Below are 17,419 nucleotides of genomic sequence, written 5' to 3'. Positions count from 1 at the left end.
CTGCCGAGACGAGTTCCGGCGGAGGATCGTGGCGTGAACAGAGCGCTTCTCGTCATCGACGTCCAGGAGTCCTTCCAGCGGTTGCCGTTGTGGCGGACCATGTCCCATCCCGATATCGCCGAGTCGGTTTCGCGGCTCGTCGACCACGCCCGAGCCGAAGGGGACCTCGTGGTGTGGATGCTGCACAGCGAGCCCGGTTCGGGCGGGGTGTTCGACCCGGTCAACGGGCACCTGCGGCTGCTGGGCGGACTCACACCCGACGAAGGTGAGCCGACCGTGGTCAAGACCTCGCACAACGCCTTCACCAGCACGAATCTGGACCAGACGCTCACGCGGCGAGGTGTCCGGGAGCTCGCCGTGTGCGGCATCCGGACCGAGCAGTGCTGCGAGACGACCGCGCGGGTCGGCTCCGACCTGGGCTACGACGTCTCGTTCGTCATCGACGCGACGTCGACCAACCCGGTCGCGCACCGGGACGCTCCCGCCGACCGCGGCGTAGAGGATCTGCTGGCCGATCCGCGGACTCTGCGCACCGAGGAGATCATCGCGCGCACCGAGTACGCGCTGGCCGGCCGGTTCGCCTCGATCCGGACGGTCGCTGAGGTGACCGGAGTACGCTGACCGGATCGTGAGCCGTGTCGTCTTCCTGCTACTGCCGAGACTGCACCTGCTGGACCTCGCGGGCCCGGCGCAGGTGTTCTCGACCGCTGCCGAACTCGGGCGCGACTACGAGCTCAGCTACGTCTCCCAGCACGACGAGGTGATCAGCGCGCAGGGCCTCCCCCTGCGCGCTGACACCGCATGGCCCGAGCTCACCGCCGACGACCTCGTGTTGGTCCCCGGCTCGCGCGTGCCCGAACCACCGCGCTGGCCCCGGCTGCACTCGGCGACCGCGCAGAAGCTGCGCTCCCACCACGCGGCGGGCGGCACGATCGCCAGGTCTGCTCGGGCGCGGACATCTTGGGCCAGGCGAAACTCCTCGACGGCCGCCGGTGCACCACCCACCACGACCTGCAGGACGAGCTCGCGCGCCGCTACCCGGCGACCTCGGTGGTGCGCGACGTGCTGTTCGTGTCCGACCGGCGGGTCGTGACCTCGGCCGGCATCGCCAGCGGCATCGACCTCGCGCTCCACCTGCTGGCGGACGAGCACGGTCCCGGCGAGGCGGCGCGGGTGGCCCGGGCGATGGTCGTCTACGCGCGCCGCAACGGCGACGAGCAGCAGGCCAGCGCGATGCTGCGGCACCGCGCGCACCTCGACGACGCCGTGCACCGGGTCCAGGACATCATCGACGCCCGCTTCACCGACCCCCTGCCGCTGAGCGAACTCGCCGCCACCGTCGGCGTCAGCGAACGCACCCTCACCCGCTCGTTCACCCAGGCCACCGGACTGACACCGCTGCGCTACCAGCAGATCCTGCGCTTGGAGCGGGCCGATCACCTGCTCGGCCGGGGTGCCACCGCCGAGTCCGCCGCGCGGGCCGTCGGGCTCGCCGACGCGCGCATGCTGCGCCGCATCCGCACCCGCGAGGCCACCGCGCGGAGTTGAGCCGCGCGATCGGACCCTTGACTTGTGGACATACACATAACCATTATCTGTATGACTGTCGCTTGGTGATGGTGGTCCGAAGACGTACCCGCACACGAGGAAAGGGCAGGTCAGCGGTGCACGAGAAGCCTCTCACGAACTCCGTGCACGTGGTGCAGGGCGAACGGGTGCACATGCCCGTCGACGTGCGCGCGGCCACCGGCATCACCGCGCAGTTCCTGGTCCCCGCCGGGCCCGCGCGCGACACCCTCGCCGCCGCCGGACTCGAACCGGTCACCCCGATCCCGGGACGGGTTCCCGCGACCTTGGGGTTCATCCACTACCTCGACTGCGACCTGGGCGAGTACCACGAGTTCCTGGTGGCGCTGATGTGCAGGCAGCCCGGCGTGCGCGGATCGACCGGCGTCTTCATCCACTGGCTGCCGGTCGACCAGACCTTCACCTGCGAGGCGGGGCAGAACATCTGGGGATTCCCCAAGGAGATCTCCACCATCGACGTCAGCACCCGCGGCAAGCGCACCCGCTGCGAGGTGCGGCTGGAGAACCGTCCCGTCGTCGCGCTGGAGTTCGGGCGCGGCGTACCCGCTCCCTCCGCGATGGGCGCGATGACCCTCGACGCCTACACCCACCGCGACGGCGTCCTGCGGCGAACCCCGTGGACGATGCGCGCCGGCGGCACCCGGATGCGCCCCGCCGGCGCGCGGGTGGAACTCGGCGATCACCCGATCAGCGACGACCTGCGGCGGCTCGGATTTCCGCGAAAGTCCCTGTTCACCAACCACATAGGCGAGCTGACGATGCGGTTCGCCGACGCAACAACCATTTCCAGCCGTTCGTGACCACGCGAACCGGAGCAGTCAACGGCGACCACTGGAGAAGTTGGACGAAAATGAGCGATGCCGATTACATCGTCGTGGGCGCGGGCAGCGCCGGATCCGTCGTGGCCGGCAGGCTGGCCGAGCGCGGGGCGAACGTGCTCCTGCTGGAGGCCGGGCGCAAGGACGACCTCCCCACCGTCACCGTGCCCGGCATGATCTCCGTGCTGCACGTCGTGCCGCAGCTGAAGAAGCAGGTGACCTGGAAGCAGTACTCGACCCCGCAGAAGCACGCCCACGAACGCGAGATCCCGATGACCCGGGGCAAGGTCCTGGGCGGGTCGAGCTCGGTCAACGGCATGCTGTTCGTGCGCGGCAACAAGGACAACTACGACTCGTGGGCCGCCGAGGGCTGCGAGGGCTGGAGCTACCAGGACGTCTTACCCGCCTTCAAGCGCCTGGAGAACTGGGAGGAGGGCGCCAGCGACGTGCGCGGCGCGGGCGGCCCCATCGAGGTCACGCGGCAGAAGGACATCACACCGGCCGGAGAGCAGTTCATGGCCGCAGCGCAGGAAACCCTCGGCGTGCCGCGGATCGACGACTACAACGGCGAGTCCCAGGAAGGCGTGAGCGTCTTCCAGCAGAGCGCGAGCAAGGGCCGCCGCTACAGCTCCTCGCGCGGCTACCTGACCAACCGCGAGCTGCCGTCGCTGCGCGTGCGCACCCACGTGCACGTCGCACGCGTCATCATCGAGAACGGCCGCGCCACCGGCGTGGAGATCATCGACACCAAGAGCGGCCGGAAGGAGACGCTGCGCGCCTCCAGCGGCGTCGTGGTCTCGGCAGGCGTGGTCGGATCGCCGCAGCTCCTGATGCTCTCCGGTGTCGGCCCGGCCGGTCACCTCAAGGAGAAGGGCATCGAGGTCAAGGCCGACCTGCCGGTGGGCCAGAACCTGCACGACCACCTGTTCGTGCCCATGACGTTCGTGACCAAGAAGGCCCTGCACCGCTCCACCGCGACCTACATGGCCTCCGGGATGCTCAAGGAAGCCCTGGGCAAGCGCGGTGAGTCCTGGCTCGGCAGAACGCTCTTCGAGACCGTCGGTTTCGTCAAGACCTCACGCGCCAAGGGCGACGTGCCGGACATGCAGATCCACACGATCCCGTGGAGCTACCCGACGCCCAACCAGGACGAGGACAAGCTCTACCGGACCGACACTCGTCCTGCGATCACGATCTTCCCGACGCTGATCTACCCGCAGAGCCGCGGCGAGGTCCGGCTGTCCTCGACCGATCCGACGGCCTCGCCGGTGATCGACCCCGGTTATCTCAGCGAACCGGCCGACACCGAGTTCCTCATCGAGGCGATGGGCATGATCCGGGAGATCATGGCGAACAAGACCATCGCCGCGGACGTCACCGAGGAGCTCAGCCCCGGCCCGAAGTACTTCGACGAGACCGCGCTGCGGCGCGAGCTGCCGACCCGGATCCACTCCGTCTACCACCCGGTCGGCACCTGCCGCATGGGCGTGGACGAGCGCGCGGTCGTCGACCCCCAACTGCGCGTCCGAGGCGTCGACGGCCTCTGGGTGGCCGACGCCTCGATCATGCCCAGCATCACCGGAGGCAACACCAACGCCCCCTCGTACATGATCGGCGAAATGTGCGCCTCCCTCATCTGACCCGACCCACCCCACAACCCAGCAGAACCCCAAGACACCCCGCACGACCACGGCGCCACCTCCCACACCCACCCCGACTCCGCAGTTGACCCGAATACGGCCGTAATCCGTCACCCGATTACGGCGGTATTCCGGGTACGACCCCGATTACGGCAGTAATCCGGAACCTGATTACTGCGGTATTCCGGGTGGCACCCGGATTGCGGCGGTGTTCAGGACACGGAATACCGCCGTAATCGGGGTGCCACCTCGGGGCCCGACGGGCCGACTCGGGTGGCGGACTGCGGCCGGCGCTGTCGTCGGCTTGTTCGGGGCGTGAGAATCGGGTCATCGCGGTGCGCGGTGACACCGGGCGTTCGCACGTTTAGCACCCGGTTCACCACGACGAAGTGACTTCACATTTCTGAAGCGAGGGTGATCGGGTTGTCGTCGCCGACCTTGGACCAGTTGGGTTTCCGCCTGCACGAGGAGGACTCCGTCCTCATCGCCCGGCAGGACATCGAGCCCGGCACCTACTCCGGACTCGAGATCACGAACGCGGTGCCGCGCGGGCACAAGGTCGCCACCGCCGACATCGCCGAGGGGGCGGAGGTGCGCAAGTACGGGCAGATCATCGGGTTCGCCTCCCGCGACATCGCCGCCGGTGAGCACGTCCACACCCACAACGTCGCCTACCAGGAGTTCCAGCGCGAACACGCCTTCGGCGCCGACGTCACCACCACCGACTACGTGCCCGAGGACCAGCGCGCCACGTTCCAGGGCTTCGTGCGGCCCGACGGCCGGGTCGGCACCCGCAACTACCTCGCGGTGCTGACCTCGGTGAACTGCTCGGCCACGGCGGCGAAGATGATCGCCCGCCGCGTCGAGGCCTCAGGCATCCTCGACGACTACCCCAACGTCGACGGCATCTGCCCGCTCACCCACACCCTCGGCTGCGGGCACAGCGGACGCGGCAACGAGGGCTTCGAGGTGCTGCGCCGGGCGCTGCAGGGCTACGCCGGTCACCCCAACATCGCCGGACTCCTGGTGCTGGGGCTGGGCTGCGAGGTCAACCAGGTCAGGGCGCTGACCGAGGACCTGAAGCTGCCCGACGACATGCCCGTGCACGCGATGACCATCCAGGAGTTCGGCGGCACCAAGAAGACCGTCGCCGAGGGCGTTCGGCGCATCGAGGAGATGCTGCCGATCGCCAACTCCCACCAGCGGCAGACCGTCGGCGCCGACAAGCTGGTGCTGGCGATGGAGTGCGGCGGCTCGGACGCCTACTCCGGCATCACCGCCAACCCTGCGCTCGGCGCGGCGGCGGACCTGCTGATCCGCCACGGCGGCACGGCGGTCTTCGGCGAGACCACCGAGATCTACGGTGCCGAGCACCTGCTCACCCGCCGCGCGGTCAGCCGCGAGGTCGGCGAGAAGCTGGTGGACCGGATCGACTGGTGGGAGAAGCACGTCCAGGTCGACGGCAGCTCGATCAACAACAACCCCTCCCCCGGCAACAAGGCGGGCGGGCTCACCACGATCCTGGAGAAGTCGCTCGGCGCGGCCGCCAAGGGCGGCACCACCAACCTCGTCGACGTCTTGCAGTACGCGGAGCCGATCACCGACCGCGGGCTGATGTTCATGGACACCCCCGGCTACGACCCGGTCAACGCCACCGGGCTGATCGCGGGCGGCGCGCAGCTGCTGTGCTTCACCACCGGGCGCGGTTCGGCGTTCGGCTGCAAGCCGGCGCCGAGCATCAAGCTGGCCACCAACACGCCGCTGTACGAGCGGATGACCGACGACATGGACATCAACTGCGGCGTCATCGCCGACGGCGAGATGACCGTGGCGCAGATGGGCGAGCAGATCTTCCAGCACATCCTGCGCGTCGCCTCGGGCGAGGAGACCAAGAGCGAGGAACTCGGCTACGGCGAAGAGGAATTCGTCCCCTGGCACCTCTCCACCGTGCTCTGAGAAAGCGGCTCCGCCTCGTCTCAAGCGGCGGAGCCGCTTTCTCCTTGCCCCACCTGAGCAATCGGCTCCGCCGGGGGTTCTGAGCGGCTTCGTGGCGCGCGGAGTCCACGAAGCCGCTCAGGTTCCCCTACCGCAGTCGATGCGTGCTCAGGCCGCTACGGCCTCGCGGCGCGGGATCTCCAGGTCCCAGCGGTGGCGGTGCAGCAGCACCGGCACCTGCTCACCGCGCTGCGCGGCGGCGAAGACCTCGGCGCGGGCACGGCGCCACCAGACCCAGGTGCGCGAGGCGCCGAAGATCAGCAGCGCGACCAGGGCCAGCATCGCCACCCGGTACTCCGAGCCGCCGGGCATCGACTCGAACATGTCGAGCACCAGACCCACGGTCAGCACGCCCAGCGCCGTGGCCGAGTGCCCGCCGGCGTTGGCCACACCGGTGGCGGTGCCGACCTGGCGCAGCGAGTTGTAGTCGCGCACCAGGGCGAAGGCCACCGAGGACACCGGACCGCCGATGGCGAAGATCAGGAACGTCACCGCGATCACCGCCAGCGGCGGGCGACCCTGCGGCCAGGTCAGCAGCGCGCACCACGACAGCGCGTTGAGGCTGAGATAGCCCATGACCAGCCACATCCGGCACTCCGGGCGCTGACCGATGAGCGCTCCGACCAGCGGGCCGCCCACGACCTGGCCGATGATCAGCAGGCTCAGCAGCACGCTCGCCGTGGAGGCCGCCACGCCGAGCCCGTCGACCAGGTACGGGAAACCCCACAGCAGGGTCAGCGCACCGGAGACGAACATGGTGCAGAAGTGCGTCCAGAACGCCAGCCGCGTTCCCGGCACCGACCACGCGTCCCGCACCTGAGCCAGCACCGCTCCCCCGCTCTTGGGAGCCGAAGCCTTCGGCGTGGTGTCCCGCACGACCGAGACCGTCACCGCCGCGTAGGCCATCGTCAGCGCACCCACCAGCAGGAACGTCCCGGTCCAGCCGATCGTGCGCAGCGCCGCGGCCAACGGGAACGTGGCCGCGACACCTCCCAGCGCCCCCAGCGCGCTGGAGATGGTGGCCACCAGCGCGTAGCGCCGCGCCGAGAAGTGCGCCGCCACCAGGCGCAGAATGCTCACCCACATCAACGCATCGCCCAGGCCCAGCACACCGCGCGCGGCCAGCCCCATCGCGTACGTGTCGGCCAGCGCGAACAGCGCCTGGCCGGTCCCCAGCAACAACACCGCCGTGGTGATCACCCGGCGTGCGCCGAAGCGATCCACCAGCAAACCGGTGGGAATCTGCATGCCGGCGTAGATGCCGACCTGCAGCACCGTGAACGCGCTGAGCGCGGCCGGTCCGACGTCGAACCGATCGAGCGCCTGCGTCCCGGCAACCCCCAGGCTGCCCCTGTGAAATACCGCGGCGAGGTAGGCGACCACCGCCACGCTCCAGATCCACCATGCCCGACTCTCCGGTCGGTCGGCAGCCACGAATGCCCTCCCGTGTTCTTCATGTCAACAACGTCCTGCGAACGCTTACTCATCCGTTACTTCGTTTCGCGAAGCTCTGGAGTTAGCGATCTCGCGAGTGGACTGCACCACATGCTCCACAGTGGAGGGACGTTGATTCGAGTCTTGGCCCCGGAGCGACGCTCGCCTAGCCTCGAACCCGGTGCCCGCGACGCTGCGGGCGCGACGCATCGAAAACACCGGCGCGCCAACGCGCCAGGTGGGATGGAGCGCGATGGACGGCACCACGGCCCCGCATCCGGCGATCCACCGCATGTTGCACCCGAGGTCGATCGCGGTCCTCGGCGCTTCGAACAACCCGGTCAAGCTCTCCGGCCGCGCGATCGCGCTGATGAAGCGCTTCGGCTACGCGGGCAGGTTGCTGCCGATCAACCCGGTGCGCGCGCGGGTGCAGGGACTCCCCGCTCACCCGCGGCTGGCCGACGTCGACGGCGAGATCGACCTCGCGATGATCATGCTTCCCGCCGACCAGGTCGTCGACGCCGTTCGGGACTGCGCCGATCGGGGGATTCCGGCGGCGATCGTGGGTGCGGCGGGGTTCGCCGAGCTCGACGAGCAGGGAGCGCGACTTCAGCAGCAGCTCGGCGAGGTCGTCGCCGAAACCGGCATCCGGGTGCTCGGGCCGAACTGCCTGGGCATGTTCAGCCTGCGCGACAAGGCGATGCCGACGTTCACCTCGGCGATGGACGGGGACTTCCAGCTGCGCGAGGGGCCGTTGGCTTTCGTGAGCCAGAGCGGTGCGTTCGGCACCTTCATCTTCTCCGCCGCCCAGCACGCCGGGATCGGCATCTCGAACTTCCTCAACACCGGCAACGAAGCCGATCTGTCGGTCGCCGAGCTGCTGGGCGGGCTGGTCGAGCTCGACGAGGTCCGGGTGCTGATGGCCTACCTGGAAGGCGTCCACGACGGCCGCGAACTGCTCACCGTGGCGCGCCGAGCCCACGAGCTGGACAAACCCGTCCTGGCGGTCAAGGTCGGGCGGTCGGACGCCGGCGCCAGGGCCGCGGCGTCGCACACCGCGTCGCTGGCCGGCGAGGACGCGGTCTTCGACGGCGTCGTGCGGCAGTTCGGCGTGGTCCGGGTGGAGGGGATGGAGGACCTGCTCGACGCGGGGATGATCTTCGCCGACGGCCGCCGGGCCAGGGGCAGGCGCCTGACCACGCTGTCGCTGTCCGGCGGCGCCGGCGTGCTGATGGCCGATGCCGCCGCCCGCCACGACCTGGACGTCTCCCCGTGGGAACCCGAGTGGCAGCACCGGATGGCCGAGGTCCTGCCCGCCTTCGGCTCCCCGCGCAACCCGGTGGACCTCACCGCGAACCTGATCAGCGACCCGGCGATGCTGCGGCGCGCCCTGGAGATCGCGGTGGAGCACCCCGGCTCGGACATGATCGCGGTCCTGCTGGGCAATTCCGACCACGTCGCGGACGAGCTCATCGGCGCCGTCGAGCACGCCTACCGCGCCACCGACCGGCCGCTGGTCGTGGTGTGGACCGGCGGCAGCGGACGTCCCCGGGAGTGGCTGCGAGAGCTGGGGATTCCGTGCTTCACGGACCCCGGGCGCGCAGCCGCGGCATTGGGCGCGCTGGCCGGGTACAGCCTGCGCCCGGCCCCGCCGAGCCCGCAGCGGCCGCGCGACATCGACAGCCGCGCGGTGCGCGCGATCCTGTGCGAAGCGCGCGATCACGGACGCAGGCAGCTCGACGAGCACGAGTCCAGCAGGCTCATCGCCGCCTACGGAGTGCCCTGCGCGGGCGCTTTCCCCGCCAAGGACCCGCAGAGCGCGGTCGCCGCCGCGCACGACCTGGGCACGCCCGTGGCGGTGAAGCTCCTGTCCCGCACCATCGGTCACAAGTCCGACATCGGCGGAGTGCGCCTGAACCTGTCCACCGATGCCGAGATCCTGGAAGCGGCCGATGACCTGCTGCGACTGGATCCGGACGCCAGGCTGCTCGTGCAGCGGATGACGACCGGCACGGAGTTGATCGTCGGCATCAAGCGCGACCCCGCGTTCGGCCCGGTCGTGGTGGTCGGGCTCGGCGGCGTCCTCGTCGAAGTCCTCGCCGACAGCCAGGTCGGCGTCGCACCCCTGGACACCGCCTCGGCGAAGCGGCTCCTGGTTTCCCTGCGCGGCAGCAAGGTCCTCGCGGGCGTCCGAGGTCAGGCACCGCGCGATCTAGACGCCGCGGCCGACGCCGTCGCCAGGCTGTCCTGGCTGGCCCACGACCTCGCCGACGACGTCGCCGAACTCGACGTCAACCCACTGCTGATCGACGACAACGGCGCAGTGGCGGTCGACTGCCTCGCAATCCTGACCTAGTCGCGGGGGCGCGCTGCGGGACACCGGCTTCCCGCTTCCTCGATCAACGCGCGCGAAGCCCGTCGACGATGACCGACACCATCGGCTGAGCCCGCGCGTCCCATTCGGCTTCGGACACGCGGGCCAACCCGCCCAGCAGCAGGATGACGTCCGCCGCGCCGACGTCGTCGCGCACCTCGCCGGCGGCCCTCCCCTGCTCGAGCAGCACCTCGAGCGCGTCGTCGAGGCGCTGGTGCTGGTCCGAGTGGAGATCGCGCCACGCCGAGGCCTCGATCGCCGCCATGACACCGCGCTTGACCCGCGCGTACTCGACCAACCGCTGCAGCCAGCAGGTCAGCGCCCGGAGCGGCGGGTGCTCGGCCAGCAGCGGTCCGGCGGCGTCCACGAGCTCGGCCAGCTCGTGCCGGTACACCTCGGCGAGCAAGTGCTCGCGGGTCGGGAAGTGCCGGTACAGCGTGCCCTGCCCCACGCCGGCCGCCTTGGCGACCCGGTGCAGCTTCAGGTCCGCCACCGCACCGTTGGTCCTGCTCAGCTCCGCGCGCGCGGCTTCGACGATCCGGTCGCGGTTGGCGACGGCGTCTGATCGGCGTTCACGACCCACCACGGGACACCTCGACGCCTCGACGTCCTGGTGAGCAACGCCGGAGTCGCCCGGATCGCACCCCTCACCGACCTCGACGTCGACGACTCGCCGCCGCCCTTCCGGTCTTCCGGAGCCAGGGCTTCGGGCACCTCGTCACCACGGTGTCGACCTCGGGGTTGCAGATCGCCCCGACGCAAGCCGTCTACGCGGGCACCAAGAACGCCGTGCGCACGCTGCTGGAAGCGCTGCGCCAGGAGTCCACGGACGGCTTCGGGGATGGGCCCCTGCACGGCTCGCGCCCGCTGACCGTGACCCGGAGGCACCGTGTTGCCTGCGGGTCAACGCGCGTCAACATGGCGTCACATCTTTTGACCGTTCGAATTTTCTATTGACCGGTCAAATGCGCGGAGCTAGATTCCGTCCATGGCAACCCCGGCGTACCTGCGCATCCGCACCGAACTGGAGCAGCGGATCCGCTCGGGTGCGCTGCTGCCCGGCAGCAAACTCCCCACCGAGGCGGAGCTGCGCGAGCAGTACTCGGTCAGCCGTGCCACCGCGCAGCGGGTGCTGACCGAACTGGCCCAAGCCGGGCTGGTGGAACGACACCGTCGGCGCGGCACGTTCGTCGCCGAAGGTGCGCGGCAGGAGAACCTGCTGCGCCTGGTCAACCCCGCGCTGCAGGGCCCGGAGATCCCCGGGCGGCACGCGGTGGACTCCGCTGCGGTCATCCCGGCGCGCGACGCCGACGTGGAGATGCCCGGGGTGGACGACGACGCGCCGGTGACGCAGCTGCGCCGGCTCAAGTTCGACGTCGACGACAACCCGATCGCCGTCGAACTCTCCGCGGTCCCGTTCTCGTTGGCACCACGACTGCTCGACGAGGACCTGGCCCACCTGACCGTGCACGACTACTTCTCCCGCAACGGCGTCCCCGCGGCCAAGTCCCGCGTCTACATCGACCCGGTGCTGCTCGACGACGACACCGCGTCCCGGCTGCACCTCACCCCCGGCCAGGCCGTGATCCGGCTGCGGCGGCTGACCTGGCTCACCGACGGCAAGCTCGCCGAAGCCATGTGGCACATCATCCGGCCCGACCTCGTCGAGTTCTTCATCGAGCACAGCGTCCTGTCCACGCAGGACCGCTGATTCCCCTTCACCCACAACGGTTTCACGACGGAACCGTTCGTTCAGCCTGCCCGGAAAACCTTGGAGGAGCGTTCATGACTCGCGTCGCGGTGATCGGCACCGGCGTCATCGGTGCCATGACGGCCTGGCGGCTCGCGCTGCGCGGAGCCGAGGTGCTGGCCTTCGACGCCTACGGCCCCGGCCACGACCGGGGCGCCTCAGCGGGCGAGTCCCGCATCTTCCGCACCGCCTACAAGGAGGGCGCCAGTTACGTGCCGCTGCTGCAACGCGCCGAAGCGCTGTGGCGCGAGCTGGAACGCGGCGCGGACGCACAACTGCTGACGATGTGCGGCGGGCTGACCATCGGTGCGCACAACAACCCCGACGTCGCCGCCGTGCGCCGCTGCGCCGAGGACGCCGGTCTCGACCACGAGGTCCTCGACACCGCAGAGGCGCGAAAGCGGTTCCCTCAGCACCGGATCGACGACGGCGAGGTCATGGTGCTCGACCCGGCGGCAGGCGTGCTGCGACCGGAACCCGCCGTGCAGGCCGCGCTGCGGTCCGCCGAGGCGGCGGGGGCTCGGATCCTGTCCTACCACCCCGTCACCGACGCCACCGAGACCGCGAACGGCTGGCGGATCACCAGCAACGACACCACCTTCGACGTCGACCACGCGGTCTTCGCACCCGGCCCGTGGGCGCGACAGCTCGCGCCACTGCGGGACCTCCCCGTCCAGGCTCGGCTGATCACCGCCTACTGGTTCGCCGCGCGCGACGTCGCGGCGCACTCACCGGAGTCGCTTCCCATCGCCATCCGCAGGCACCCCGAAGCCGGGTTCTCCTGCTTCCCCGCCCTCGACGGAGTCGCGATCAAGATCGTGCCGCACCACCTCGGGTGGACCGACCTCGAGGGCCCCGACGACCTCCCGCGCACCTCCACCACCGACCACGCACGAGCCGCTTCGGCCGCCGCCGCGCGACTGCTGCCGGGGGTGACACCGCACCCGATGCGGACCGGCACCTTCGCCGAGGGCTTCACCCCCGACGACCACGCCCTGCTCGGTCCGCTCCCGGGCCACCGCCGGGCCACCGTCATGACCGGGTTCTCCGGGCACGGCTTCAAGCTCGCGCCCGCCTTCGGCGAGATCGGCGCGGACCTCGCGCTGACCGGAGGCACCTCGCACGACATCGCAACGCTCGACCCGAACCGCTTCCCGCTGTGAGCCCACTGGAGGCCAACCATGCTCACCGGTTCCACCGGCCAGATCGCCGGGATCATCATCGCCAGCCTGCTGGTCATCGGATTCGGCATCGGCATGTCCGTCTACTTCGGACGCAAGGCGAAGAACTCCGCGGACTGGCTGTCCGCGGGTGAATCGCTGCCGCTGATCGTCGTCATCATCACGCAGTTCGCCACCGCCACCGGCGGCGGCGTGCTCATCGCGCACGTCGGCATCGGCTACCGCTCCGGGTGGTCGGTCTTCCTCTACGAGGGATGCGTGCTGGTCGGATTCCTGGTGCTGATGTGGATCGCGAAGTGGCTGCGCGAGCAGCGCTTCACCACCGTTCCCGACATCATCACCAAGCTCTTCGGCCGCAACCGGCTGGCCATCGCGATCGCCGCGCTGGCCGCCCTGGTCGTGCCGTTCGGCTGGCTCGCGACCCAGTTCGTGGCGTTCGCGCAGCTCTTCGGTCAGCTCACCGGTGTGTCACCGACCACGCTCATCCTCGTGATCATGGTGGCGTCGCTGCTGTTCGTGCTGCCCGGCGGCCTGACCTCGGTCGCCTGGACCGACTTCGTGTTCGGCATCTTCATGATCGCCATGTCCCTGGGCGTGGCCGCCTACGCCGTCCACCTCGCAGGCGGTTGGGGCCAGATCACCGCGACCGTCCCGCAGCAGCTGTGGGGCTGGGAGGGGTTCACGGCGGCCGGCTGGGACCAGATCTGGCTGTGGGTCGCCGCGATCCTGCCCGGAACCCTCACCAACCAGCTCTACTACCAGCGCGTCTTCGCCACCAAGAAGGTCTCCGACGCCCGTCGCGGGCTCGGCCTGTCGGGCCTGACGATGCTCATCGGGGGCGTCTACGCCGGGTGCATCGGCCTCGCCGTTCACTCCATGAACCCGGGCCTGGCCAACGAGGAGGACGCCGCAGGCTGGCTGCTCACCCAGCTGCCGGCTTGGCTGGTGATCGTCTTCGGCGCGTTCCTGGTGTCCACCATCATCTCCACCACCGGTGCGGCGCTGCAGTCGGTGGTCGCCAACCTGACCCGCGACGTCTACCAGAACATCGCGGGCAAGCAGGCCGGTGAGCGGCAGACCGTGACGCTCTCGCGGATGATCACCGTCGGCGTGTCGGTGCTCGCCGCGGTGCTGGCGATCCTGTTCCCGAAGGCGTTGACCTGGCTGGTGGCGACCTACGCCTACTCCGCGGCGGCGCTCGCGGCGCCGATCTTCCTCGGGTACCTGCTGCACCGGCGACGCCGGCTCACCCCGGCCGCCGCCATCGCGGGCATGGTCGCAGGCATCCTGGGGTGCGCCCTCGCCCAGCTCGCCGACACCACCGTGCCCTACGCGGTCTACGGCATCGCCGTCTCGGCCGTGGCAGTGCTGGGAACCGCGCTGCTGACCCCCACCCGTCCCGCAGTCGAGAACGAAAGGGCAGTCCGAGCATGAACATCGCCGTGATCGGCCTGGGTGTCCTGGGCGCGGCAATCGCGCGCTCGCTGAGCCTCGCAGGTGCCCAGGTCACCGTCTTCGAACGCACCGCGCCGCTGGCGGGCACCTCGAACACCTCGTTCGCCTGGGTGAACTCGCACAGCAAGAACCCGCGCCCGTACCACGACCTGAACGTGGCGGGCATGGCCGAGCACGACGTCCTGGCGGCCTCGCCGGGCCGGTGCGCGCCGTGGCTGACGCTGGGCGGGAACATCGAGTGGGCCGCGGACCCGGCCGGGACCGAACGGCTGGCCGCCTCGGTGCGCGAACTGGAGGAGCGGGACTACCCGGTGGAGTGGATCGGGCCGTCGCAGGCCCGCGACCTGGTGCCCGACCTCCTCGTTCCGGACGGCGTGCGGGACATCGCCCACTACCCCACCGAGGGCCACCTGATCCCGGCTCTGCTGGTCGCGCGCTTGTGGGGAGAGGCCCGCGAGAACGGTGCCGAGCTGCGGTGCCCGGCCGAAGTCGTCTCGGTGTCCGAGACCGGGGACGGGGTGCGGATCACCCTGTCGGACGGGGAGGTCGCCACCGCCGACGCGGTGGTGTTCGCGGCCGGGCGGTGGACCGAGGCGCTGACCACGACCACCGGGCACCGGGTGGCGATGGCCGATCCGGACGTCGCCGGATCGGCCACCGTCGGACTGCTGGGCTACACCGCTGCGCTGCCGACGCGGCTGGACGCCGTGCTCACCACGCCTGCCCTGAACGTGCGCCCCGACGGCGGCGGGCGGCTCGTGGTGCAGGGCCTGGACCTGGACGCCGACGCGGATCCGGCGAATCCGCCTGCGGTGGACGGCCACCACGCCCAGGAGCTGTGCCGGCGGCTGAACGACCTGCTGGCGGGGACCTCCGGCGCGGTGCTGGAGTCCTTCCGGGTCGGACAGCGGTCGATGCCCGGTGACGGGTTGACGGCGGCGGGCTTCCTCGGCGAGACCGGTCGGGTCTACGTGCTGGCCACGCACAGCGGGGTCACGCTGGGACCGCTGCTCGGCAGACTCGCCGCGTCCGAGGTGCTCGGTGGTGGAGCCGCTCCCGAGCTCCGGGACTTCCGCCCTGACCGGCTCGTCGGTCGAGACTCGTTGCCGCCCTTGGAGAAGGTGCGGTTCGCGGGCCAGCAATGACGGTCACTCCGCAGTGGTGTGATGAAACGCTCTCCGCTCCAATCGATTTCGGAGCGTGATCAGGTGGATCATCCCATCCAGCGATCGCCATTCGCTCGCGTTTTCGAATGCGCGGCGGCACAATGGGCACATGAGTTCGACGACTCGGGCACTGACCCGACACCGGTTGCGAGCACCTGGATGCGGTGGCGTGGCGAGGAATTCCGCCCAACGCGACGTGACTCACCTGCTGGTCCCCAGACCACGGGATCACGAGCCAGGCGCCGTCAGATGATCACCGAGGACCGGCCTCCGCGGAGACCGGTCCACCCGGTACGCCCCTCCAGAGCACGGCTGTTGTTTGACAACTCCACAGCGGGAAAGCTCAGCCCAGGTGGCGGTGCAGGAAGTCCAGGGTGCGCGGCCAGGCGACGCGGGCCGATTCCTCGTGGTACGAAGCGGGGTTCTGGTCGTTGAAGAACGCGTGGCCGGCCGCGTACACGTGGATCTGGGGGTGGACGTCCGTCTGCTTCTTGATCTTGTCCGCCACCTCGCCGACGGCGTCCACCGTGACGCCGCGGTCGTACTCGCCGAAGTGTCCGAGCATCGGTGCCGTCATCGCGGAGAAGTCCGTCTCGACCGGCGGAATCCCGTAGAAGGGGATGACGGCGCCGATGCGGTCACCCTGCTGAGCGGCCAGGACCAGCGCGAACTTGCCTCCCATGCAGAAGCCGACCGTGCCGACGGCCGACCCGGTCACCAGCTCGTGCCCCAGCAGGTAGTCCACCGCGCCTGCCAGGTCACGCGCCGCCCGGTCGACCGGCAGCTCCTGCATCATCCGGGCGGCTTCCTTCGCGTCGTGCGTGGTGTGGCCGCCGTAGAGGTCCGGGGCCAAGGCCACGAAGCCCTCGGCGGCGAAGCGGTTCGCGACATCGGCAACGTGGTCGGTCAACCCCCACCACTCCTGGATCACCACCACTCCCGGGCCCGGTCGCCCGGGAGTCGCCAGGTAGCCGTGGGCGGTCCGCCCGTTGCTGGCGAAGCTGACGTTCTGGTGCGGGTTCGTCACGCTCGTGCTCCTTCGTCGGAGGAAGACCGTTCGCCGGGGCCGCTCGTGCCCGCACCATGATCCCGCCGCGAACGGCTGATCGCAGCCCTCAGTCGAGCGGCATGTGGAAGATCTCCCAGGTGTGCCCGTCCGGGTCCTCGAAGCTCCGGCTGTACATCGGGCCTTCTTCCACGACCTCCCCGATGCGCGGCGACCCCGCCTCGCGGGCCTTCGCCACGAGCTGGTCCACCTCCTCGCGCGAGTCGGCGGTGAGGGCGGTGATGAACTCGGTGACCTTGGTCGAATCCGCCAGGTCCTTGGTGATGAAGGACTTGAAGAACGGTTCCACGAGCAACATCGCGTAGCTGTCGTCGTTGATCACCATGCAGGTGGCGTTCTCATCGGTGAAGTTCTGGTCGAAGGTGAACCCCAGCGCGGTGAAGAACTCCACCGAACGATTCAGGTCCTTGACGGGCAGGTTGAGGAAGGTCTTCATGGCCATCGTCATCACTCCACTCAGTTGAGGTCGGAACTGTCAGGATCGGGCGAGGAAGGGGACGGTGCCGCGCCGAGCCCACGCGACGAGCAGCAGCACCACGCACAGCACCAGCGGCGACAGGGCCACCACGGGGGCGCCGAGCGGGAAGATCTGCGCCAGCACGGCGCCCACCATCACCAGCGCCAGCCCGAACGCCGCGAGCCCGCACAGCCGCGGGATCAGCAGGCCGATAGCACCGAGCAGTTCGACCGACCCGGTCAGGTAGCGGAACCACTGCCCGAAGCCGATCAGGTCGAACATCTGCACGGCCATCGGATCACCGAGCAGCTTCGGGACCGATGCGAAGACGAAGAACGCGGCGAGCAGCACCTGCAGCACCCAGAGCCCGATGTTGACCGCCCGTCCCGGCGGAGCCTTGGTCTCGTTCGCACTCGTAGTCATTCGGACGCACCCTTCCCAAACGCGCTGTTGAGATTCGATCGCAGGTATCGACTCGACGCGCGCTGGAAACTCA

Annotated in this window: 16 protein-coding genes and 1 pseudogene; 11 read left to right on the top strand and 6 right to left on the bottom strand. The window is 69.8% G+C overall.

Annotation, left to right across the window (positions count from 1 at the left end; all coding sequences use genetic code 11):
• Positions 1 to 33 precede the first annotated feature (33 nt).
• A complete protein-coding gene (locus tag KBO27_RS27075) occupies positions 34 to 621 on the top strand; it encodes a cysteine hydrolase family protein (protein WP_307870639.1) in 588 nt (195 codons plus the stop codon).
• Between the two features lie 28 nt (positions 622 to 649).
• Here KBO27_RS27075 and KBO27_RS33990 read toward each other — a convergent pair whose 3' ends face one another.
• Entirely contained in the window at positions 650 to 883 is a 234-nt protein-coding gene (locus KBO27_RS33990) for a hypothetical protein (RefSeq protein WP_246538137.1), read from the bottom strand.
• 77 nt (positions 884 to 960) lie between these two features.
• Between KBO27_RS33990 and KBO27_RS33985 the strand changes: the two genes are divergently transcribed.
• The 4 genes from KBO27_RS33985 to KBO27_RS27055 all read left to right on the top strand — a co-directional run bounded on the left by KBO27_RS33985 (position 961) and on the right by KBO27_RS27055 (position 6,001).
• The gene (locus KBO27_RS33985; protein WP_246538136.1) at positions 961 to 1,548 is read left to right on the top strand and encodes a GlxA family transcriptional regulator; all 588 of its coding nucleotides are present in this window, start codon (positions 961 to 963) and stop codon (positions 1,546 to 1,548) included.
• Between the two features lie 116 nt (positions 1,549 to 1,664).
• On the top strand, positions 1,665 to 2,387 hold the full coding sequence (locus tag KBO27_RS27065) for an acetoacetate decarboxylase family protein (RefSeq protein WP_307870638.1): 723 nt from the start codon (positions 1,665 to 1,667) through the stop codon (positions 2,385 to 2,387).
• 50 nt (positions 2,388 to 2,437) lie between these two features.
• Positions 2,438 to 4,045, top strand: a complete 1,608-nt coding sequence (locus KBO27_RS27060) for a GMC family oxidoreductase (protein WP_210972677.1) — start codon at positions 2,438 to 2,440, stop codon at positions 4,043 to 4,045.
• A 423-nt stretch (positions 4,046 to 4,468) separates the two neighbouring features.
• Entirely contained in the window at positions 4,469 to 6,001 is a 1,533-nt protein-coding gene (locus KBO27_RS27055) for a UxaA family hydrolase (protein ID WP_132675646.1), read from the top strand.
• Between the two features lie 147 nt (positions 6,002 to 6,148).
• On the opposite strand, the gene KBO27_RS27050 is transcribed toward KBO27_RS27055, so the two are convergent.
• Positions 6,149 to 7,474: an MFS transporter gene (locus KBO27_RS27050; RefSeq protein ID WP_210972676.1), complete on the bottom strand. Its 1,326-nt coding sequence runs from the start codon at positions 7,472 to 7,474 to the stop codon at positions 6,149 to 6,151.
• 253 nt (positions 7,475 to 7,727) lie between these two features.
• On the opposite strand from KBO27_RS27050, the gene KBO27_RS27045 reads away from it, so the two are divergent.
• Positions 7,728 to 9,830 (top strand): acetate--CoA ligase family protein, encoded by a 2,103-nt coding sequence (locus KBO27_RS27045; protein WP_210972675.1) that lies wholly within the window; start codon positions 7,728 to 7,730, stop codon positions 9,828 to 9,830.
• Positions 9,831 to 9,873: 43 nt separating this feature from the next.
• On the opposite strand, the gene KBO27_RS27040 is transcribed toward KBO27_RS27045, so the two are convergent.
• Entirely contained in the window at positions 9,874 to 10,434 is a 561-nt protein-coding gene (locus KBO27_RS27040) for a TetR/AcrR family transcriptional regulator (protein ID WP_210972674.1), read from the bottom strand.
• Between the two features lie 12 nt (positions 10,435 to 10,446).
• On the opposite strand from KBO27_RS27040, the pseudogene KBO27_RS27035 reads away from it, so the two are divergent.
• From KBO27_RS27035 to KBO27_RS27015, 5 genes and pseudogenes are all read left to right on the top strand, one after another.
• Positions 10,447 to 10,682, top strand: a pseudogene (locus KBO27_RS27035) (SDR family oxidoreductase); the annotation flags it as partial.
• A gap of 154 nt (positions 10,683 to 10,836) precedes the next feature.
• Positions 10,837 to 11,559, top strand: a complete 723-nt coding sequence (locus tag KBO27_RS27030) for a GntR family transcriptional regulator (protein ID WP_210972673.1) — start codon at positions 10,837 to 10,839, stop codon at positions 11,557 to 11,559.
• A gap of 74 nt (positions 11,560 to 11,633) precedes the next feature.
• Complete coding sequence (gene solA / locus KBO27_RS27025; RefSeq protein ID WP_210972672.1) at positions 11,634 to 12,761, top strand: N-methyl-L-tryptophan oxidase; 1,128 nt, start codon at positions 11,634 to 11,636, stop codon at positions 12,759 to 12,761.
• An 18-nt stretch (positions 12,762 to 12,779) separates the two neighbouring features.
• Positions 12,780 to 14,213 carry a sodium:solute symporter family protein gene (locus KBO27_RS27020; protein ID WP_210972671.1) on the top strand — a complete coding sequence of 478 codons (1,434 nt, stop codon included), beginning with the start codon at positions 12,780 to 12,782 and terminating at the stop codon, positions 14,211 to 14,213.
• Positions 14,210 to 15,379 (top strand): NAD(P)/FAD-dependent oxidoreductase, encoded by a 1,170-nt coding sequence (locus KBO27_RS27015; protein WP_210972670.1) that lies wholly within the window; start codon positions 14,210 to 14,212, stop codon positions 15,377 to 15,379. Before KBO27_RS27020 ends, KBO27_RS27015 begins: the two co-directional genes overlap by 4 nt.
• Positions 15,380 to 15,743: 364 nt before the next feature.
• Here KBO27_RS27015 and KBO27_RS27010 read toward each other — a convergent pair whose 3' ends face one another.
• The 3 genes from KBO27_RS27010 to KBO27_RS27000 form a co-directional block, all read right to left on the bottom strand.
• Entirely contained in the window at positions 15,744 to 16,427 is a 684-nt protein-coding gene (locus KBO27_RS27010) for a dienelactone hydrolase family protein (protein ID WP_210972669.1), read from the bottom strand.
• 88 nt (positions 16,428 to 16,515) lie between these two features.
• Positions 16,516 to 16,908 (bottom strand): VOC family protein, encoded by a 393-nt coding sequence (locus KBO27_RS27005; RefSeq protein WP_246538135.1) that lies wholly within the window; start codon positions 16,906 to 16,908, stop codon positions 16,516 to 16,518.
• Positions 16,909 to 16,941: 33 nt separating this feature from the next.
• Positions 16,942 to 17,346 (bottom strand): DoxX family protein, encoded by a 405-nt coding sequence (locus tag KBO27_RS27000; RefSeq protein ID WP_210972668.1) that lies wholly within the window; start codon positions 17,344 to 17,346, stop codon positions 16,942 to 16,944.
• Positions 17,347 to 17,419: the final 73 nt, after the last annotated feature.

It is taken from the genome of Saccharopolyspora endophytica (assembly GCF_018070075.1).
GTDB classification, from domain to species: domain Bacteria; phylum Actinomycetota; class Actinomycetes; order Mycobacteriales; family Pseudonocardiaceae; genus Saccharopolyspora; species Saccharopolyspora endophytica.
This window is presented reverse-complemented; position numbering and strand designations above follow the sequence as displayed.